The sequence below is a fragment of the Rhodococcus sp. A14 genome (genome assembly GCF_011603105.1).
Taxonomy (GTDB): domain Bacteria; phylum Actinomycetota; class Actinomycetes; order Mycobacteriales; family Mycobacteriaceae; genus Rhodococcus_F; species Rhodococcus_F opacus.
Window position 1 is genome coordinate 26,028 of the sequence record NZ_JAAOQS010000076.1, and the last position, 20,610, is coordinate 46,637.

General features: G+C 66.6%; 15 protein-coding genes and 3 pseudogenes. 11 read left to right on the forward strand and 7 right to left on the reverse strand.

The annotated features are described in order from the left end of the window. Nucleotides 1-16 precede the first annotated feature (16 nt). From G9373_RS31015 to G9373_RS31025, 3 genes are all read left to right on the forward strand, one after another. Nucleotides 17-1,159, forward strand: coding sequence for an extracellular solute-binding protein (locus G9373_RS31015; protein ID WP_005568072.1), 1,143 nt, complete (start codon nt 17-19; stop codon nt 1,157-1,159). 74 nt (nt 1,160-1,233) lie between these two features. After that, nucleotides 1,234-2,376: an acyl-CoA dehydrogenase gene (locus tag G9373_RS31020; protein WP_037202900.1), complete on the forward strand. Its 1,143-nt coding sequence runs from the start codon at nt 1,234-1,236 to the stop codon at nt 2,374-2,376. A 17-nt stretch (nt 2,377-2,393) separates the two neighbouring features. Next, nucleotides 2,394-4,457: a 3-hydroxyacyl-CoA dehydrogenase NAD-binding domain-containing protein gene (locus G9373_RS31025; protein WP_054246788.1), complete on the forward strand. Its 2,064-nt coding sequence runs from the start codon at nt 2,394-2,396 to the stop codon at nt 4,455-4,457. A 769-nt stretch (nt 4,458-5,226) separates the two neighbouring features. Here the strand turns inward: G9373_RS31025 and G9373_RS31030 are convergent. After that, nucleotides 5,227-5,790: a hypothetical protein gene (locus tag G9373_RS31030; RefSeq protein ID WP_167118582.1), complete on the reverse strand. Its 564-nt coding sequence runs from the start codon at nt 5,788-5,790 to the stop codon at nt 5,227-5,229. Nucleotides 5,791-6,308: 518 nt separating this feature from the next. On the opposite strand from G9373_RS31030, the pseudogene G9373_RS31040 reads away from it, so the two are divergent. Beyond that, nucleotides 6,309-6,434: pseudogene (locus G9373_RS31040) on the forward strand (tryptophan-rich sensory protein); the annotation flags it as partial. Nucleotides 6,435-6,488: 54 nt separating this feature from the next. Here G9373_RS31040 and G9373_RS31045 read toward each other — a convergent pair. Further along, nucleotides 6,489-6,746 carry a Rho termination factor N-terminal domain-containing protein gene (locus tag G9373_RS31045; protein ID WP_005568077.1) on the reverse strand — a complete coding sequence of 86 codons (258 nt, stop codon included), beginning with the start codon at nt 6,744-6,746 and terminating at the stop codon, nt 6,489-6,491. A 669-nt stretch (nt 6,747-7,415) separates the two neighbouring features. Between G9373_RS31045 and G9373_RS31050 the strand changes: the two genes are divergently transcribed. From G9373_RS31050 to G9373_RS31065, 4 genes are all read left to right on the forward strand, one after another. Next, the gene (locus G9373_RS31050) at nt 7,416-8,270 is read left to right on the forward strand and encodes a phosphatase PAP2 family protein (protein ID WP_206032808.1); all 855 of its coding nucleotides are present in this window, start codon (nt 7,416-7,418) and stop codon (nt 8,268-8,270) included. A gap of 284 nt (nt 8,271-8,554) precedes the next feature. Next, the gene (locus tag G9373_RS31055) at nt 8,555-9,205 is read left to right on the forward strand and encodes a HemK2/MTQ2 family protein methyltransferase (RefSeq protein WP_206032799.1); all 651 of its coding nucleotides are present in this window, start codon (nt 8,555-8,557) and stop codon (nt 9,203-9,205) included. After that, nucleotides 9,202-13,626: a non-ribosomal peptide synthetase gene (locus G9373_RS31060; RefSeq protein WP_167118585.1), complete on the forward strand. Its 4,425-nt coding sequence runs from the start codon at nt 9,202-9,204 to the stop codon at nt 13,624-13,626. The genes G9373_RS31055 and G9373_RS31060 overlap by 4 nt, the downstream gene beginning before the upstream one ends. A gap of 58 nt (nt 13,627-13,684) precedes the next feature. Further along, complete coding sequence (locus G9373_RS31065) at nt 13,685-15,082, forward strand: ATP-binding protein (RefSeq protein ID WP_206032800.1); 1,398 nt, start codon at nt 13,685-13,687, stop codon at nt 15,080-15,082. Here the strand turns inward: G9373_RS31065 and G9373_RS31070 are convergent. The 4 genes and pseudogenes from G9373_RS31070 to G9373_RS46875 all read right to left on the reverse strand — a co-directional run. Beyond that, nucleotides 15,058-15,723, reverse strand: a complete 666-nt coding sequence (locus G9373_RS31070; protein ID WP_240960840.1) for a response regulator transcription factor — start codon at nt 15,721-15,723, stop codon at nt 15,058-15,060. The two genes, G9373_RS31065 and G9373_RS31070, sit on opposite strands and share 25 nt — an antisense overlap. Before the next feature lie 355 nt (nt 15,724-16,078). Further along, a complete protein-coding gene (locus G9373_RS31075; protein WP_005253524.1) occupies nt 16,079-16,618 on the reverse strand; it encodes a hypothetical protein in 540 nt (179 codons plus the stop codon). Between the two features lie 13 nt (nt 16,619-16,631). After that, nucleotides 16,632-17,009 carry a hypothetical protein gene (locus G9373_RS31080; RefSeq protein ID WP_133986615.1) on the reverse strand — a complete coding sequence of 126 codons (378 nt, stop codon included), beginning with the start codon at nt 17,007-17,009 and terminating at the stop codon, nt 16,632-16,634. Nucleotides 17,010-17,716: 707 nt separating this feature from the next. Beyond that, a pseudogene (locus tag G9373_RS46875) lies at nt 17,717-17,995 on the reverse strand (VOC family protein); the annotation flags it as partial. 220 nt (nt 17,996-18,215) lie between these two features. Between G9373_RS46875 and G9373_RS31085 the strand changes: the two are divergent. The 3 genes and pseudogenes from G9373_RS31085 to G9373_RS31095 all read left to right on the forward strand — a co-directional run bounded on the left by G9373_RS31085 (nt 18,216) and on the right by G9373_RS31095 (nt 20,186). Next, nucleotides 18,216-18,470 (forward strand): sigma factor, encoded by a 255-nt coding sequence (locus G9373_RS31085; RefSeq protein WP_240960841.1) that lies wholly within the window; start codon nt 18,216-18,218, stop codon nt 18,468-18,470. A gap of 40 nt (nt 18,471-18,510) precedes the next feature. Continuing rightward, a pseudogene (locus G9373_RS31090) lies at nt 18,511-18,891 on the forward strand (DUF4190 domain-containing protein); the annotation flags it as partial. A gap of 980 nt (nt 18,892-19,871) precedes the next feature. After that, nucleotides 19,872-20,186 (forward strand): hypothetical protein, encoded by a 315-nt coding sequence (locus G9373_RS31095; RefSeq protein WP_005574014.1) that lies wholly within the window; start codon nt 19,872-19,874, stop codon nt 20,184-20,186. Nucleotides 20,187-20,319: 133 nt separating this feature from the next. Here G9373_RS31095 and G9373_RS31100 read toward each other — a convergent pair. Then, nucleotides 20,320-20,610: TetR family transcriptional regulator (locus tag G9373_RS31100; protein ID WP_167118588.1), on the reverse strand; the 291-nt coding region annotated here is incomplete at its 5' end.

A 20,610-nucleotide genomic window follows, 5' to 3' on the forward strand; every position in this document is an offset into this window, starting at 1 on the left:
CACCGAAAGGAACACCATGCGCAGCACCACACGCCCCGGTGTGCGCCGGTGGCTCACCGCGGCCGCCCTGGCCGCCGCGACCGTCCTGACCGTCACCAGCTGCGGCTCACCCGACGGCGGAAAAGACGACCAGGCGCGCGAACTCCTCCCGCCGTCCGCCGTCGACACCTCCGACGGCCTGCGCATCGACGGCGAACTCGTCGCCGACAAGCAGCTCTACGACGCCGCCAAGAACGACACTGTCATCTTGTACTCGGGTACCGGCAAGGAAGCCGAGGACCTCACCGCGGCCCGCTTCATGCAGGAAACCGGCATCAAGATCGAACTGACCCGCCTGCCCACCAATAAGCTGGCCGAGCGCGCGCTCTCCGAACACGGAGCCGGCCAGCTGCCCGCCGAGATCATCCGCATCACCGACCCCCGGGTCGCCCGCGAGTTCGAGAAGCAGAACGTGTTCGTGCCCTACCAGACCCCGTTCCACGACCTGCTGGTCCAGCAGAACACCGGTGTCCGCGACACCTTCGTGAACTGCTACTACTTCGTCAACGCGATGGGCTACAACTCCGCGATGATCGAGGACGACCAGCCCACCAAGTGGGAGGACCTGACCGATCCGCGCTATTCCGGCAAGCTCGGCGTTGTGTCGGTGACCACCGGCGGCACCTTGAACGCCCTCGCGCACTTCCAGATCGAGACCCTCGGCGAAGACTTCCTGAAGGCGCAGGGCGCGCAGAACCCCCGCATCTTCGACTCCACCTCCACCGAAGTCGACGCCCTCGCCCGCGGCGAGATCGCAATCGGTTCACTGAGTTTCAACAACGCCTTCGCCGCCCAGCTCGCGGGCGCCCCGATCAAGCTGGTCATCCCGGACAAGGGTGTCTCCGGATCGGAGAACCTGATGGGAATGACCGCCAAAGGTGTGCAAAGCCCGGCCGCGAAGGTCTTCATGAACTGGACCATGTCGAAATCGGGCCAGAGCTTCGCCGCCGCACAGGGATTCGTCCCGGCCCGCACCGACATCGGGCCGGTCAAGGCCGGTGAATACCAGCTGCCGCAGGCGAACTCGCCGCAGTTTCACCTCTTCACCGAGGAGCAGTTCGCGCAGTATGCGGTCCGTGACGAAGAGATGTGGAAGAAAGCCTTCAACTACATGGGCTGACAAGACAGTCCGCACGATTTTTCCGCCGTTATCCCTACCCACTATCTCTATAGAGTATTGACTTAGGAGTGATCATGACCGCCGTACTGACCGAACGTGAGGCCCTGCTCGACTCGGTGCGTTCGTTCGCCCAGCGACATCTCGCCGACGGGGCGCTCGCACGCGCCCACGACCCGAACTACTCCTGGGACATCGCCCAGCTCCTCGGCGCCCAGGGCCTGCTCGGGCTGACCATTTCTGCCGAGGACGGCGGCCAGGGTGCCGGACTGGCCGATGCGGTCGCCGTCATCCAGGAAGTGGCGATGGTCTGCCCGAAGAGCGCAGACATTCTGCAGGCCGGCAACTTCGGTGCCATCCGCACCTTCGCCGAGTTCGGAACACCGGAGCAGAAGGCCAAGTACCTGTCCGATCTGATCGCGGGCCGGACCCTCATCGGTCTCGGGATGAGTGAGCCCGAGGCCGGGTCGGCGGCGACGGAGTTGACCACCAGCGCCACCGAGGACGGCGACGGGTACCGGATCAACGGCACCAAGATCTGGGGGACTCACAGCGTCGATGCCACCTTGTTCCTGGTCTACGTCCGATTCGGACCCGGGACCGGCAACATCGGCTCCATCCTCGTCGAACGCGGCGCGAAGGGGCTGACCCTCGGAACCCCGTCGACGTACATGAGCGGTGAGCAGTGGGCACAGCTGTACTTCGACGACTGCTGGGTGCCGAAGGGGAACGTCCTGCTCGGGCCGGGCGGATTCAAGAAGCAGATGAGCGGATTCAACGTCGAGCGCATCGGCAACGCCTCCCGCGCTCTCGCTCTCGGCCGTCTCGCGTTCAACCTCGCCCGCGACCATGTCAGCGAACGCACCCAGTTCGGCCGCACCCTCAACGAATTCCAGGGTTTGCAGTGGAAGTTCGCCGAGGTCGCGGTCGCTCTCGACTCGGCCGAGTTGCTCCTCGATCGGGCCGTGCGGAACGCCGCCGCCGGGCTGCCGTCCGCCTATGAGACCTCGGTGGCGAAGCTGGCCGCCAATGAAGCCGGTTTCAAGGCCGCCAACGAGGCCATGCAGGCCATGGGCGCACTCGGTTACAGCACCGAATCCCTGGTCGAATACTGCATGCGCCGGACCCGCGGCTGGATGATCGCCGGCGGCTCCATAGAGATCCTGAAGAACCGGATCGCCGAGGAGATCTTCGGCCGCCGCTTCAGCCAGCGTCGATGACCGGAAGGACACGCTCCATGACACAGCAGGTGTCCCCACTTTCCCTCGGCACCATCCCGGTCACCTACACCGTCGAAGACCGGGTGGGGGTTCTGACCATCGACAACCCCCCGGTCAACGCCAGCAGCGCCGCGGTACGCGCGGGCCTGATGTCCGGACTCGAGGTGGCCGAAGCCGACGACGAGGTCGACGCGATCGTCCTGATCGGGGCGAGCGCCAACTTCGTCTCCGGATCCGACCTGCGCGAGTTCAGCGGCCCGGTCCCCGAACCGCAACTGCCGTCCGTCATCGCCGCCATCGAGGCCAGTGCCAAACCGGTCGTCGCGGCGCTGTCAGGCGCCACACTCGGGGGCGGCTTCGAACTCGCGCTCGGATGCGACGGCCGGATCGCACTTGCCGGTGGGGTGGTCGGGCTCCCCGAGATCACGCTGGGCATGATCCCCGGCGCCGGCGGCACCCAGCGGCCACTGCGCCTGGTCGGGCCGGCCCGCACACTCGAACTGGTCACCTCGGGGGAGCGGCTGCCCGTGGAGCAGGCTCACCGCGAAGGACTGATCGACGAGGTGGTCACGGGCTCCCTTCGCGCACAGGCGATTCGCTTCGCCCGTGCGCTGCGAGGCAAACGCATCCTGCGGAATCTGCCCGTTCGCGGTGCCGATCCCGGTGAGGTCGAGCAGGTGGCAACCACGGCGCTCCGCAGAGCGGCCCGGCCGCAAACCGTCGCCGCCGTCGGCGCGATCCTCATGGGTGGCTCCGCGCCGGCGGACCGGGCCTTTCAACATGAGCGCGCGGAGTTCAACAGGCTGCGGAACGGCACCGAATCGTCTGCGCTGCGGCACCTGTTCTTCGCCCGCCGGGCCGCCCTGAAAGCCAACCGGCCCGCTCTGCCGCGAGAACTGAAGTCGGTCGGCGTCGTCGGCGCCGGGACGATGGGTGCGGGCATCGCCCGCGCCTTCGTCGAGGCCGGTGTCCCGGTGGTCCTCGTCGATCAGCAGCGCCAGGCGGCCGCTGCGGCGGCCGAACGGCTGCAGCGCACCTATCAGGGCATGGTCACTCGCGGTCGACTCACCGAATCCGATGCTCAGCACCATCTTTCCCTGCTGACTGCCGGGACAACGATCCGCGACCTCGAGGAAACCGACCTGGTGGTCGAGGCCGTCTACGAGGACCTGGAGGTCAAGCAAACGGTCCTGCGCCAGCTCGAGACCGTCCTGCGCCCGCACGTGCCGCTGGCGACCAACACCTCGTACCTCGACGTCAACGAGATCGCCGCTGCGGTTGCCCGACCCACCCGGGTGCTGGGGATGCACTTCTTCAGCCCCGCCCACCGGGCCGCCGTGCTCGAAATCGTTCGCGGCGAGAAGACCTCGACAGAAGCACTGGATGTGGCACTGACCGCCGCGAAGGTACTGGAGAAGATGCCGATCCTCGCCGGTGTCTGCGACGGGTTCATCGGCAACCGGATCTACAACGCCTACCGCCGACAGTGCGAACTCATGCTGGAAGAGGGCGCACTCCCACAGCAGGTCGACGCGGCTCTCACCGAATTCGGTTTCGCCATGGGACCCTTCGCGGTCTCGGACATGTCGGGTCTCGACATCGCCTGGCGGATGCGCAAGAGCAAAGCGGGTGCCCGCGACCCCCGGGAACGGTACCCGGACGTCGCGGACGCGCTGTGTGAACTGGGCCGATTCGGGCAGAAGACCGGGGACGGCTGGTATCACTACGAGCCAGGATCGCGCACCCCACACCCGGACAGCACGGTCGAGGCCCTCATCGAGCAGTCCTCGCAACGCAAGGCCATCACACGAGCGGCGTTCACCTCTCAGGGCATCGTCACTCGCGCGTTGGTTACGATGGCCAACGAGGCCGCACTCCTGCTCGCGGACACGATCGCCGACCGGCCCTCGGACATCGACCTGATGCTCACCCTCGGATACGGATTCCCCACCCACGAGGGCGGGATCACCCACTGGGTCGGGCGACAGGATCGCCGCTTCCTCGAACACGAACTCGACGCCCTGGCAGCCCGCACCGGGCACGGCTTCACCAAGGGAGAGCTCGACCTGCTGCGTTCCTGAGAACGACGAGTCGCCCGGTGAGCGGCCACCACCGTCCGAGACCGGCGCCGTCCGGGGGGATGCCCGACGATCCACACCATGTCCCCGACCTGCCCGCCGTCCAGCACCCGGTTGGGCAGCGCAGCTGCGTCGACGACGGTGAGCTCGTCGGGCACACGGTAGGCATTGGTGCCGTCGAAGATGGCCGGTGGTGTGCCGGCCAGAAACGGCCGATACGAGTCCACCGCTGTGCTCAGCGGCGGCCCCAGGGTCACGGTGCCCTGCACGTCAACCCGAACCAGACGGGTCACGCCCAGGGCGCCGGTGCTGGGGTCACGCTGGCGGAACAGCAGCAGAAACCCGTCGTCGATGGTGTTCATCGACTCGATGTCGCCCCACCCGCTGGCACTGCTCGATACCGCATCCTGATCCGGTCGGACCAGCAACAGCTCGGCCGCATTACGGCTCGGCACCGCCACGGCGAGCAGGACCTCGCCGTGGGCGGCGCCGTCGCGGATCGGCGCATCGCTGACCTTGGCCGCGGTGCCGTCCAGGTTGCAGTGGTAGATACCGACCCAGCACCCTCCCGCATGCGCCCACACGCGCCGGGTCCGGACTGCCGGAGGGTTGTCGAAAATCTGCCCGGAAAGTGTGTACTCGGTGACGTGGCGGTGGGAGTCGAGACGGACGACCAGGGGGCAGCTCACGGTCGACCAGCCGCAGGTCGGTGCCGTGTGCGACACGGCGCCGGGGACCACACTGGGGCGCAGCGGTGGCGGTGGGACGTCGGTCAGGTCCAGCACGCCCACCTCGCAATTGCCGTCTCGGTGGTTCGGGTGACACCGGCGAAGAAACGCGGTGCGGTGGTGACCTCGCGGTAGTGGCGGGTCCCGGGCATCTGCTTCCACGGGGAGTGCGGGATATCGGGGTCTCGGTGGTATCGGTCGGCGGCCACCTGGACGCGGATGATCCGACCGCGGATCCGTCCGGTGGTGGCGTACGCGAGGTCACCGATCAGTCGCCCCGTGACTTCGACCTGACCGAGTACCGGACGGCGGGTGTACCAGGTGGCCGTCCAGCCGGCACCACGCAACAGCACAGCCCAATCCCACCACTGATCACCGGTTCCGGGTTGCTGGCGTGTGGGTTTGCCCGAGTGCAGAGGTTCGCCCGAGGCGCGGAGCGTGACGATCGACGGATCGGCCGGATCGGTGGGGAACTCTTGGAACAGCAGCGGAAACTCGCCGATCACCCCGACTTCCGGTGGTGGTGTCTCGTCGTCCTCGACCGACGAATCCGTCACCAGCACCGGCAGGTGCGTTGGTGGACGCCACTTCTCGTGCTGATCGGTCACTCTGTCAGCTTGCACGAGGTACTGCTGTCCTCACCGACTTTCCGAGGATGGAGCGTCGAGATGAGCCAACGCACCGATCGTCGGCAACGAGGTGCCGGTCAAGGATCGCTCTTCGACCCGCGTGAGCGTACTGGTCCGAGTCGCCCTACCTGGGCATACCCACGCGCCGGCGGTGGCCGGAGCCGGGCGACAACGTATTCGGCGGAGCAACGGCTCGGGACTCTAGGGTGGTCAGCACATGACTACAGCAGAAACCTTGTTGGCCGGCCCACGCGGGCGTCGGATGCTGCTCGCCTACGCGAGGGACGCCGAACAAATTCTGCACTCCGAGTTCCGCAGTGACTTGTTCGATCACGCCGTATTTGTGGCGTCGTATCACCTCGAGTCCGGTCGGGAAGGCGCACGCGTGCTGTTCGGGCCCGGCGCTGAAGAGGCTCGGCGGACCGTCCTCACTGCAGACGATGTGGCGCACCGCCTGTCCCAGGTTCCGCTTCCCGAGGTGACGGCGGTTGCACACCGATCTGGTCCGCCGCACCGCCGAGGTCGACCGCACCGCGGCAACCGCTCTGGCCCCCTATCCGCTGTGGTGCGTCTTCGCGACGGTTCTGTCCGCCAGCATCTGGCACCGCAATCGGAGCCGCTGATCGGGTTTTCCGCAGTTGCACAGGGCGCACAGGCTCCGCGATAGAGCCTGGAAATCAGTGATGACGCAGCTCGTCGATCAGCTCACCCTTGCGCTTGGACGAGTACCCCGACATCCCCAGCTCTTTGGCCCTCTTCTTCAGCTCGTCAACCGTCCAGTCCTCGTATGATCCGGACTTGCCTCCCTTACGGCCGACGGTAGAGCGTCCCTTCTTCGCGGACGCGTTGGCGATCCGGGCCGCTTTCTGTTTCGATGCACCGTCGTCCCGTAATTCCTCGTATTGCTTCTCGTCTTTGATCGACGACCTGGCCATGAGTCGACTCCTCCCGTGCAACGTCTGACGTCTGGCGAGTACCCGCATTCGGTGGAGATACGCCCGCGGCGAACACATCAGGGTGTCTGCAACCAGCCCGGCGCGAACGAACAGGGAGGCACCTCGGTCAGCCCCGTCTTATTCCGATGGCCCCCACCCGCCAGGTGAGACACGGACATGAGACGGAATCGGGCGGCTCCTGCCGCACTAGTCATTCCGTGTCCAGGACCGGGTCGGCAAGCGCGCCGCAACCTCGGCCGCGGACTTCCGAACGGGCGATTCGCCACGCCACGTGACGACGGGAGTACGGTCGATCTACTCTTTGTGTTCGAACCCGTGCCGCACCACCTCTATCCCGTCGGAGGTAGGTTTCCCCGACTGGCAAAGAACTGGGTTCAATCATGGCCGTTCTTGTTCCGGCTGCGTTGAGCTACAGGAGTCCTGCGATGGACATCAGCGGTTGATCATCGATGTCTGCGTTGGCGGGCCCGGCACCAAGGCCTCCGCAGTCCGCTGGACGCCGCGGCGTCTCGGCTCGTCGAGACTCTGTGGAAATTCCTGTTCAGCGGCATCGGGTGTGATCGCGGTCGCGTTCTCAGCGGCTCCTCAGCTACCGGCGCCGATACTGCGGCCGTGAGAGATGCAGGACAAGTCCCGGTCCATACGAACCTGGTCGGGCGGGCCCACGACGCGGTTGCCGAACTACAACAGAACGGTGCCGCGACGCTCGTCCTGGCCGTCCTGGTCGGGGGTCTGGCGATGTTCCTCGGAGCGTCGATGTGGCGGAGTTGGTCAGGTGAGCGGCGTGCGACCGGATCTGCGCTGGTCGGTCTGCAATGTGCCGGATTGGCGGCGGCGCTGATCGCGCTGGCCTACCAGGTCAGAGTAGGGGCCTGGTTGATTATTGCAGACCCGGCGGTCCTGGGCTGGTTCGCCGAGCACAGGTCGAACTCGGTGACCGGCCCGGCTATCGCGGTCACCGATGCCGGCGGACCGGCGGGCACCATTGTCCTCGCGGTCGTGTTCGGGGCGGTGCTGGCCCGCCGGACCCGCTCACCGATCCCCGCGCTGGTCCTCATCGGGACCGTCGGCGGCGCGGCCCTGGCCTCCACCATGACGAAATACGTTGTCGGGCGGACTCGCCCACCGATCGTGACGCAGGTGCTGCTCGAGACGGACTACTCCTTCCCGTCCGGTCATGCGACCGGGGCGATGGCGTTGTTCACCACGGTCGCCGTCATGGTCGGGTACACACTGCCGCGGATCCGTCGAGCCCTGCTGCTGATTGTGGCCGCGGCGGTGACGGTCGTGGTCTCTGCAACCCGCCTGTACCTCGGCGAGCACTGGCTCACCGACGTGATCGGCGGCGTGCTCCTCGGCGGCCTCGCCGCGGTGATCGGCGGTGCGCTCTACACGGCCTGGATGGACCGCACCCGCACCCACGGCTGGCAGTCGACGACCCCGAATGAGAACGCCGCGCACCCTGACCACACCAACAAGACGACGGCGGGACGCGCAGGATGAATGTGGCACTGGGGTTCGCGTTGCCGGACGTGGCCAGAACCTGGCGAGCTCATACCCGGCGGTCTGCGCCCATGTGCGGTGGACGCACTTTCAGCGTTCTTTCAGCTTGCATGTGTGACGATCTGGCAAAGTGACATCAACAACCGAACAGCGACAGCGGTTTCGTCCCGCGCGCCATGCACGACATTGCTTCGGCATGGTGATCCGAGCTGTGAGCGCTGAACGCGCACTGCGATCAGAGTTGGATCGCTGCGCTGACGGGAGGCTGGGAGGAAGGGGGGGCGTTGGTGATCTTTCGTTTTCCGGGTGTGTATCGGCCTCAGCATGATTCGCGGCTTCTTGTGGATTCGCTCGGCGACGAGCAGGTGGACGCGGGTACGCGGATTCTGGATTTGTGTGCGGGTGCTGGGGTGGTCAGCGTGTGGGCGACTCGGTCCGGTGCGCGCAGCGTGACCGCGGTCGACGTTTCGCGTCGGGCGTTGGTCAGTACCTGGCTCAATGCGGCGGTTCGCGGGCACAGTGTGCGGGTTGTTCGCGGTGATCTGGTGTCGCGAGTACGTCACCGGCGGTTCGACTTGATCGTAGCGAACCCACCTTATGTTCCTGCCGAGCACGATGGGCTGCCGGCGAGGGGTCGTGCGCGGTGTTGGGACGCCGGGCACGAGGGGCGGGCGTTGTTGGACCGTATTTGCGGCGATGCCCCGGATCTCCTTGACGAGGGGGGCCGGTTGATTCTCGTGCAATCGACGCTGAGCGGCACGGAGAAGACGCGAGTGATGCTGGGGGAAAGCGGCTTACACGTTGAGGAAGCACGCCGTGTCCGCGTCCCGTTCGGTCCGGTGCTGCAAGCACGGCGGGATCTTCTCGTTGATCGCGGTTTGATCGGGCCACAGCAGTGCACCGAGGAGCTTGTCGTGTTCCGGGCGGTCAAATGAGCACCCAGCTGACGCATTCCAAGTCGTCCGGCCGGTTGGTGCCACTGACCGCGGCGCAGCAGGCGATCTGGCTTGCGCAGCAGCTGACCCCCGAGGTGCCCTACGTCATCGCCCAGTACGTGGATCTGAGCGGGCCCATTGAGGTGGAGAAGCTGTGCGAGGCGCACACGCGGGCGATGGACGAACTGGGCGCGGAGGTCGTGCTGGTCGACGTCGACGGACACCCGTATCAACGTGAGAGGATTCGATCGGCAGGTCAAGTCCTGGTTTTGGACTTCCGCGCCGAACGCGACCCGGCCGAGTTCGCGCGGGAGTGGATGCGACGTGACTGCACGGTCCCACTCGCGATGGGCGATGACTCGCTGGTCTTCTCGCGTGTTCTGCGGGTCGGTGACGATCGTGTGTTCTGGTATGCGCGTGCCCACCACCTCGCATTGGATGGATATGCGGCGATGCTGCTGATGCAACGGACCGCGCAGTGGTACGTCGCGGCTCTCGGCGGCGGCGAGCCGGGTCCGCACCGGGTGGTGGGGCCCGAGCAGTTGAGCCGAGCGGATCGGGACTATCGATCGTCGGGGCGGTTCGATGCCGATCGTGAGTACTGGGCCGGGCTCGCCCCTGATCTGCCACCGGTGGTCAGTCTTGCCGGGCGGAGCGCTGCGCCTCGGCCGGCTGTCCGGGTCACCGGCGACCCCATGGCGGTGTCTTCCATGCCGATGCCGGGCGGCCGGTCCGTCCTCGATCGCACCGCTGTCCTCGTGGCGGCGTTCGCCGTCTATTTGGCACGGATGACTGACGTCGACGACGTCATGGTGTCTCTTCCGGTGACGGCCCGCACCACCGGATCGTTGCGGGCGGCGGCGGGCTCGGTCTCGAATGTGGTGCCCTTGGCACTGCCGGGGATCGGCGCCACGACCGTCGAGGAAGCGATCGGAATCGCCCGGGCGGCACTGATCGCGGCGTTGCGCCACCAGCGGTATCGGCGTGAAGACATCGGTCGTGAGCGCGGCACGGCCACTGGTGAGCTCGCCTCGTTCGGCCCCGTGCTGAATTTGATGCTGTTCGAACCGGACATCAGCCTCGGTGCGGTCACCGGTCGCGTGCACGTTCTCACGACCGGTCCGACCGCGGATCTGGCGGTGAACATCTACCCGGGCTCCACGGATCTGATGCCGCGGATCGACTTCGAAGCCAACCCCGCCCTCTACGGCGAGAGGGAACTGAGCAGCCACCACCGCCGGTTTACCCATTTCCTGCAGACATTCGTGACCGTCATCGGAGACGACTGCGCCGTCGCCGACCTGGAGTTGTTTCTGCCCGGGGAACGCGAGGTCCTGACACCGGCGCGCGGCCCGGCCGATGTCGAACCGGCAACCCTCACACAGTTACTCGCCGCCGCTACCGGTGCATCCGGTGAGCGAATCGCGGTCCGCGACCGCGGACGATCCTTCTCCTACCGGGATCTCGACCGTCATTCGACCGCGTTGGCCGGCAGGCTGCTGGGCGCCGGCATCGGTCCGGAAGATCTCGTGGCGGTTGCCGTACCCCGTTCGTACGAATCGGTGGTCGCCGTGTGGGCGGTCGCCGCCGCTGGCGGAGCCTATGTCCCCGTCGACCCGACGTATCCGCGTGCACGCATCCAGTACATGCTCGACGACTGCACACCTGTTGTCGGCCTGACCTCCTCCGACACTCGGGGCCAGCTGCCGGCAATAGTGCGATGGCTCACCGTCGACCTCGATACGCTCGACGTGCCGCCACCGCGCCCGGTGCGCCCGGTGCGTCGGGAAAATGCCGCGTATGTGATCTACACGTCCGGGTCGACCGGCGCACCCAAGGGTGTCGTCGTCACCCACGACGGCCTGGCCAATCTCGCGCAGGAGATCCGCGACAACTACGCGCTCTCCTCCACCTCGCGGGTCCTGCATTTCGCGTCTCCGAGCTTCGACACGGCTCTGGTCGAAGTCCTCGCCGCGGCCCTGGCCGGCGCCCCCTTGGTGGTGACCCCGCCGGATGTGGTTGGCGGCCAGGAACTGGCCGATCTCCTGCGCGACGAACACGTCACCCATGTGCTGTCGACTCCGTCGGCGCTGGCGACGGTGAATCCTGACGGCCTCGACGACGTGGAACTCGTCCTGGTCGGCGGTGAGGCGTGCCCACCGGAACTGGTGACGCGCTGGGCGCACCACCGGACGATGCGCAATGCTTACGGCCCGACCGAAACCACGTGCAGTGTCACGCTCAGCTCCCCGATGGCCCCGGATCGGCCGGTGACGATCGGTGCACTGATGCGCGGCGTCGACGCGGTGGTGCTGGACCGGCGCCTGCGGCCGCTTCCCTCCGGCGCGGTCGGCGAACTGTATCTCGGCACCCCCGGGTTGGCCCGCGGTTACGCGCACCGAGGGGGGATGACCGCCGGCCGGTTCGTCGCCAATCCGTTCGGCAAACCCGGCTCGCGCCTGTTCCGCACGGGCGACCTGGTCCGATGGACACCCGAGGCGACACTCGAGTACGTTGGCCGCAGCGACGACCAGGTCAAAGTCCGCGGGTTCCGGATCGAACTCGGCGAGATCGACACCGCCCTGCGTGGCCACCCCGATGTGGAGTTCGCGACGACCGTAGTCCATAACAGGGCGGGGGATGCGCTGCTGGTGTCGTATGTGCTGTTGCGGACGTCGTCGGAGGTGACTCCGGCGATGCTGCGGGCAGCGGTAGCCCAGCAGCTGCCGGACTACATGGTGCCCGCGGTGATCACCGTCTTGGACGACGTTCCGCTGACGCCGACGAAGAAGCTCGACCGGGCTGCCCTGCCGGCCCCCGAGTTCGGCTCCGTCGTTCCCGCGGCGCGGCCGCCGCGCACACCCGATGAACACGCGGTGGCTGGCGTGCTCACCCGGGTACTGTGCACCGACGTCGTGGACGCGGAATCGTCCTTCTTCGACCTCGGTGGGGATTCGCTCTCCGCCACCCGGGTGATCGCGGCACTCAACGCCGATTTCGGCGTCCAGTTGGGGGTGCGCGATCTGTTCGAGTTCCCCACCGTCGCCGCCCTCGCCCAGCTTCTCGCCGAGGAACACCCGGAGTCCGGTGAACTCTCCTCGCTGCGCGCGTTCGCAACACAACCGCTGCCCCAAAGGGCCCCACTGGCCCCAGCGCAGCAATTCCTCGACCGCACCGCCACCCGCCCAGCCCTGTACAACCTCCCGTTCACCGTCACGATCCGCGGTGTCCTCGACATCGAGGCGCTGCGCGATGCCACCAGCGACGTGCTCGACCGGCATCACCCCCTGCGCACGGTGTATCCCGATTCGGCGGACGGCCCCTGCCAGCGGTTCCTCGAGGTCACCGACGCCGTCCCCGACCTCACCCCGGTACACGTCACCGCATCCGAACTTGCGCAACACATCCGTTGGCTGCTGCACCGTGGCTTCGACGTTCGTACCGAACCGCCGTTGCGGGCCACACTGTTCGCCAGCGGGCCCGAGGAGCACCTGCTCGCGTGCGTGATCCACCACATCTCCGCGGACGGGTGGTCGCTGGCAGTCCTCGCCCGCGACCTGTTGACTGCGTATGCGTCCCGTGCTGCGGGCACCGCGCCGAGGTGGGCGCCGCTGCCGGTGCAGTACCCGCACTACAGTCTCTGGCGGCACGACCTTCTCGGCGACGACGCTGATCCCGGCAGCCTCACGGCTCGTCAGATCGAGTTCTGGAGAGCCGAACTGGCAGGGTTGCCCGGGGAACTGACGCTGCCGGCGGACCGACCCCGTCCACAACGGTGGACGTATGCGGCCGGCCGGCTGAGCTTTGCGATCGACGAACAAACGCACCGAGCACTGTTGCATGTCGCCCACGCGCGGCGGGCGACCATGTTCACCGTGCTGCATTCAGCGCTGGTACTGCTCCTCGCACGCCTGTCCTCCCAGCGCACGATCGCGATCGGCACACCGACAGCCGGCCGGACCCATCCCGACCTCGATGACGTCGTCGGCATGTTCGTCAACACTCTCGTTCTCGGCTCGACGGTCGACCCAGACACATCCCTTGCCGACCTTCTCGACCAGTCCCGCGACACCGAGCTGAATGCGTTCGCGCACGCCGACGTCCAATTCGAGCATCTCGTCGACGTGCTCGACCCGCCCCGATCACCGTCGCTGCACCCGTTCTTCCAGGTCGCGTTGTCCCTGAACAACTTCACCGCCGTCACCCTCGACTCCGACGGACTGGAGTTCGAGATCGCACCGCAACCGCTGGATATCGCCAAATGCGATCTGCACTTCCACTTCACCGACCACCACAATGCCGATGGTGACCCGGCCGGCATCGACTGTGAACTGGTGTATTCGGCCGATCTGTTCGACCGCGACACCGTCGCCGGATTCCTCCCCGTGCTGCGCGCCATCCTCGCCGAGGCCGTCGCATGAGGTTGGGCACCGCACCGACACCGGGGCGGCGGATGCGGTGTCGGTCAGACTGAACACCATGGACCGCCGCAGCCTGAACCCCGGAAACTGGAATGTGCGGGTGCGATCCACCGCGGCCGCGGTCCTCGCCGTCACGGTGTGCCTGCTCCTCGCCGGCGGGGCACTCCTGTTCGTGCTGTACCGCAATCTCGAACACTCCGCCCGAGCCGCCGCAGACTCACGGTCCCACCAGATCACCGAGCAATTGCGCACTCAGCCGCCGCAGGAACTCGACGCATCGCTACTCGCCACCGACGGCCAGATCGGGGCCGTCCAAATCCTCGACAGCGCCGGAAACGTGCTCGCCACCTCGGCCGGGATTCCGTCGTCACCGGTCCTCGCCGCCCCGCTGCCACCCGGCGAGTCCGCCTACCTCGGAAACCTCCACTTCGGGCACGAACGCGACTACTGGGTGGCCGCCCACGGCACCATGTCCCTCAACGGGCCGGTCACCGTGGTCACCGGTGCCGACCGCGAACCGGTTGAAGGTGTCCTGGCCACTGTCGCGGCGCTGCTCGCGATCGGTGCGCCGGTCGTCCTCGGCTTCGTCGCCGTCGCCACGTACCGGCTCATCGGCGCGGCCCTGCGCCCGGTGGAGAGGATCCGCGCCCGTGTGGCGGCGATATCGACCGATCAACTCGACGAGCGGGTTCCCGTGCCGGCGGCCCGGGACGAAATTGCCGATCTCGCGGTCACCATGAACAGCATGCTCGCCCGGCTCGAGGCCGGGCATCTGGCCCAGCGGCGTTTCGTCAGCGACGCCTCGCACGAACTGCGCAGCCCGCTGGCGACCATCACCGCCGCACTCGAACTCGCACAATCCCGTCCCGAATTGATCGACATGGCCCTGGTCGACGAGTCGTTGCTTCCCGAAGCCCGACGAATGCATGCGTTGGTCGAAGATCTTCTCCTGCTCGCGCGTGCCGACGAAGACTCACTGACCCACCTGCGCGTCGACGTCGATATCGACGATCTGATCCTCGCCGAACGCGCCCGCCTCCGGGGCCTTCCCGGCATAGCGGTCTCAGCCACCGTCGACCCTGTCCGGGTGGCCGGGGATCCGCAGCAGTTGGCCCGGCTGGTCCGCAATCTCGTCGACAACGCCGTCCGCCACGCACACACCCGAATCACCCTTGCCTGCCGCAGGTGCGAGGGGAACGCCGTCATCGACGTGACCGACGACGGGCCGGGCATCGCTCCGGCGGACCGGGCCCGGATCTTCGAGCGATTCGTCCGCCTCGACACTCCCCGAACCCGCGAATTCGGTGGTTCCGGACTCGGTCTCGCCATCGCCGCCGAGATCGTTGCCGCACATCACGGGTCGATCGATATCCGCGATCATGAAGATGAGGGTGCGCACTTCGTGGTCACGCTCCCGATCGGCGACGACCCCTATGTCTCCGACGGCATCGAATAGCCCACGCCGCGGACGGTGTCGATGCTCGTCGTGCCGAACGGGGCGTCGATTTTGCGTCGAAGGTAGCCGATGTAGACCTCCACGATGTTGTCGTCGCCCTCGTAATTGACATCCCAAACAGATTGCAGAATATCGTGTTTGGTGACGACCGCACCGGCGTGGCGCATCAGGTATTCGAGCACGCTGTACTCGCGGGGCGTGAGCTGGAGGCGGGTGCCTCCGCGGGTGACCCGCCGCATGGCCGGGTCCAACTCGAGCCCCGCAGCACTGAGAACCGGGGGCCGCGGCGGAGCCCCACGTCGCACCAGCGCCCGCAACCGGGCCACCAGCACCACGAACGAGAACGGTTTGACCAGATAGTCGTCGGCACCGAGGTCGAACGCATCGGCGAGGTCGTATTCGCCGTCCTTGGCCGAGAGCATCAGCACCGGCGTCCACACCTGCTGCTGCCGCATCTCCCGGACCACGTCGTACCCGTGTTTGCCGGGCAACATGATGTCGAGAACCACCACATCGAAGCCGCCACTAACCGCGGCCGCCAACCCGGCCACACCATCGTGCTCGACCTGCACGGTGCATCCGTCAGCCGTCAAGCCGCGCCGCACCGTCTCAGCCAGGCGCGTTTCGTCCTCGACCAACAACACCCGCACCGTCGCCTCCTCCAACAACATTCCGTAATCAGTGGACCCCAACGGTACGACCGGCAGCGCGGTTACCGCCCTACCGGACCCGGACCGGTCGAAGGTGCTGCACCTGCAAATTTCCGGACCAGCACCGGAAGGATGGACGCTCTCGTGCGAAGGTCGGAGTGTCGGAGGCCTCCAAGATTGCCGGTGTTGCGGTGGGCGCCTCGGAGTCGCAAGGGAGCCTGGTGCGCCTTGGTGATCGACAGTTCACCGACGGCGTAAATACGGAGGACTCCCGTACCGTGCGCACTTCAATCGACCCTGGGGCACCACCATCACCTGGTCTTCCAGCGCCGTCGCACCGGTCTGCTCATGTCCGCACCCGGGCTACATCGACCCCCGTGTCCTGGGCGAAGTCGTCCCGGGCTGTGTCCGGTGCCATCCCGACAGTCGCCAAACCCAGCAGTACCCCCGCCAGCGCAAGCACCAGCGGCGCGGTTGCCGGGGTACCACCGACAGCGCCGGTCGATGCCAGCCACAGATGTTCCCAGCCAGGCAGCTCCGCCCATGCGTACTTGTGGTTGAGGACCCCGGTGTCGAGGTTCGCGCTCACGTGCTCATACACCCCGAACAGAGCCGCCGGAGCGGCGCACAGAGCGATGATCCGGGCCTGCACGATGGCGATCCGTGAACGGTTGAACACGACGATCAACGCCGAGCAGACAAGCACACCCAGCACAATCCACGGCACGATCTGCTCGGAACTCTTCCAGTGCCGCAACGATGCCAGCTCAACCGCGACGAATGCGGATGAAAGCACAGACAGCGCGAGCAGTGCCGCCTGAAACCGCGCGACAAGCCGTGCTGGACGTGCGCCTCCGCGGTCCGGGGCAACCACCTCATCGTCCATGCCCGCTCATCTCCTACTGTGGGGCCAGAACACTCAAAATCGCGTCCAGCGTCTGTTGATCGATTCCGTATTTGCCCAATTCCGTCGCCAGGGTGTCGGACATCGTGTCGGGACTATAGGGGCCGTACTCCGTGACCTCCTTCGCCCACTTACCCGCGTTGCTGACGCCAGCTGCCTCGAACGCCGCCTGAATCTGACTCTGGCTCGCCGTGTTCGGGTCGACCTGAGCCACTCCCGCGGCACCGCCGCCTGGGGTCATGGTGGAAGACGCAACCACCGACGTCGTCGGACTCGGCGACGACCCGGTGCCACTGTCGTTGGAGCTGCATCCTGCAAGCAGGCCGGCAGAAAGCAGAAGCGGAATGCCGAACTGGACGATCTTTTTCGCCATAGTGGTCAACCTACTTTCGGTGTCTCGGCAGCGCCCTGGCTGTCGGCTGAGAACAAGCTGGCAGAGCACGCCACGGGCCGCGACCGTCTCGCGAGGGAAATGCTCCCCGATACCCGACCGACATGACCGCCATGGTTCGCGCTGGCCGCTGAAGAAATGCTGAAAGCAGTGCCTGACGTCGACTTGCGCCACCGACCGGCGGACCCCGCCGCCGACACCACCGTGCCGTAGCTCGGTAAGCGGTCAGCCGCGACGGTAATCGTCTGCCAGCACTGACACTGACAACGTCGGGATCGACACCTAATCCGCCGAGACCGTGCACGGATTACAGATCAACATATTGACCAATCTCAGGTGGTCATCGCGTTGGGCAGTGGACTTTGGGGCTCGCGCAGAATTCACTGGTAACTGATGGATTCGATGAGCTGCGCACGCAATCCGCGAGTTGCCAGCGGATTCCGAGACTCGTCGGCCGAGAGGCAACCGACCTCAGCGCACCGTTCAACGCACCAGCCGGCGATCTTCACCGGACGGGTCAAATGGCGATCCGCCAGCTCAGACCGATGCCGGGTGAATGCCCCTTTCCGGGACGATGCCGGTCAATGTTCGGCATTCGGGACGCCTGCCAAGGGAGAACCGGCAGTCCGGAGGCCGCCTCGGTAAGCACCCGCATGAGCAGACGGGTCTTGCGGTTGACGGTGGCGTCGGCCTATTCGCTCGGCTGTCGACACGATGATCCCTTCGGGTCCGCGCACGTAGGCCATCCACCAGATGTCCTCGTACTGACCGATCCCGCCGACCAGGCCGTTGCCGTCCGCGGCGACTCGGTGGAGGCCGCCTGGAGGTCGTCCACCTCGAGCGCCACGTTGCGCATTCCTAGTTCGGTGGACATAGCCTTCAGGCGATCCGGGCTGGTGCTCGTCGTGGACGAAGTTCGACAGCTCCACACTGGCGCCGCCGTCCGGTGGCCGCAGCATGGCGATCTCGCTGCGGGAGTAGCGGATGCCGTGTCGGATCGCTGACAACCGGCGTAGCGAAAAGTTCTCGGAAGAAAAACGGGAGGTGGTGTCGGATCGGGGCGGTGGTGTTCGTAGTAGGGGTGAGGCCGCCCACAAGGGGGCGGCGCCAAGGTGAGGAACCGCGATCAACGCCCGCGAGGCGGTCACCCACGTCCACCACGAGGAGTGGGCCCGGGTGGCCGCCGCCCTGACCAGGCGATTCGGTAACCTCGACATCGCCGAGGAGGCAGCAGCCGAGGCGTTCACGACCGCCGTCGAGCGGTGGCCGCCCGACGGCGTACCGCCCAACCCCGGCGCCTGGCTGACCACCACCGCCAACCACAAGGCCATCGACCGGATCCGGCGCGAGAACAAGCGCGACGACAAGCACAAGGAGGCTCAGATGGTGTACGACGATGACCCGAGTCTCCCGGCGCCATCGACGACGACTGGCTCCGGCTGATCTTCACCTGCTGTCACCCGGCGCTGGCGATGGAGGCCCCGATCGCGTCACCACTTATCCCGACCAGACAGAGGACGCCGCCGCCCGCGGCGGCACACCTCGCGCCGGCAACCGGCCGTCGGGACTGCCGCGTTCGTGTGTGCTGATCGCGATCCTGTCCCCGGTCGGATTGGTGCTGGGCATCATCGGGTTGATCCTCGGTGTCCTCGGTCTGCGGGCGGCCCGCGGGTGGGGGATCACCGGCAAGGGCGTGGCGATCGCCGGGCTGGTGCTGAGCGGGTTGGCGATCGTCATCTCGATCGCATTCGCCGCCGGCGTGGTCACCGTCCTGAACAACGACTCGGCGGTCGAGAGGATCGAGCAGCAGGTGGACAAGATGCGCGACAAACTCCCCAGCACTGTCGAGGTGCCGCAACCCTGACATCCCGGTACGGATGCCCCAGGGTGTCCTGCACCGGTTGACCCGGATGAGCGACGGTGCCGCACCGGTTTCGCGTTCGGTCGCGAATCGACGAAGGTTCGCGGTACGCATGCCCCGGTGCCTCCGCAGCTCAGGTGCTGTTGCCTGCAGCGAAGCAGGCTTCTCAATGTGAGTTGGGGGCCGGGCCGGTGGTGTGATCGCGCTGCGATCGGGCGTTTTGTGATCGACGATCGCGTCCTGCCAGTGCAGCTCGGAGCAGTCGCAGCGGCGGTGTGGTGCAGGGATCGGGTATCCCGAACCGGTCGGCGATCTGCGTCCAGGACGCACCCCGTATCAGGGCGGCCGCCGCCGCTCGGGCGAGGAGTTCCTCGCCCCACTCGCCCGGCGTCGGGAGGGCGCCGCGGGCGTTGTCGTGGTGCAGCTGGTGCGGCGGGTCCCGTCGGTGGTGGGGGACTGGCTGATCCCTCGGGTGACTGTAGCGAACCGCCGGCCGGGCAGGAAGGTGTATCGCCTTCCATACGAACAACCCGGGTGCGGCGCACAGCCGCGGAAGTGGTTGGGGGCTGTGGGACATGGTTCGGCGCTCCGGGGGATCACCCCGGAGCGCCGATACTCGTGGTGGATACGTCCTGGTCAGCCGACACCCAGATCGATCCCGAGCGCGACGCTCAGGAACTTGAGGAACGCGTCGAAAGCCAGACTGAAGTCGATTCCTGCCGAGCCCATAGCGGGTCACCTTTCCGTCGAATTTGTGTTTCTTTTCCATCCCCGCCTATTGGGTTTATCCGTCGGGGAACCCCGAATGTTTCACATTTTCTGGGATTCCTCGAGGAATTATTTGAACAGTCGACCAAATGATTGAATGTTCGGATCGGTGACAGGGTTATCTGTTTGAGTCGGTGCATTTCAGGGAAATTCGCAGAGGCCCCATGAAACACGTGGGTCCGTAGTCGGGGATTCTCGAATGAGGTGAATGAGCCATGACGAGGAAGATGGCAGTGCGTGCGGCTGTGGCGTCGGCGGTGATCGCCCCGGCGATGCTCTTCGTGGCCGGTGGTACCGCAACGGCGGTGCCGGCGTTGACTGCCGGTGCGGCCGGTGAGGTCACGGTCACGGTCCCGGCGGGGGAGAGTTGGACCTGCTTCGGATTCGATTCGGCGTTCAATTTCAAGACCGGTGCGTTCGGTCCCGGGATGGCCGGCAGGCTCAGCGGTTTCGCGAAGGGTAACGCCACCGTCTTCTGCTTCGGCGGTACGGCACCGTTCTTCTTCACCGGGAGCGTGAGCGTGTCGTGAGCGTGCCCCAGCGGCCCGGTCTTCGTTGGCGAGCGAGCAGACTCGTTCGCCAACGACAATCGAAAATGTCAACAGCTCAGCAACATTCGGTTCCCGAGCGGCGCTGACCCACGCGTCCCCCCGCCCGCGAAGTCTACGGCGGGGGTGCGGTCCGGTGTGGTTCTCGCCGGAGCGCGAACTGGTAAAAGTACTCCAGGGCGGCGGGGTCGGTGACGGCCGGGAGCAGCAACTGCCAGGCCTGGGTCATCCGGTGTGGGAGGTCGGCGACCGCGTCGGGGTTCCTGGCGAGCACGCGGGAGCCGAATGCGGTGGTGACGACGGCCGCGGTGAGGGTGCGGGTGTCGGTGCCGGGCCGCAGGTGGCCTTCGGTGGCGGCGCGGGCCGCCAGGTCCCGGTAGCGGGCGGTCCAGGTAGCGAACAGGGC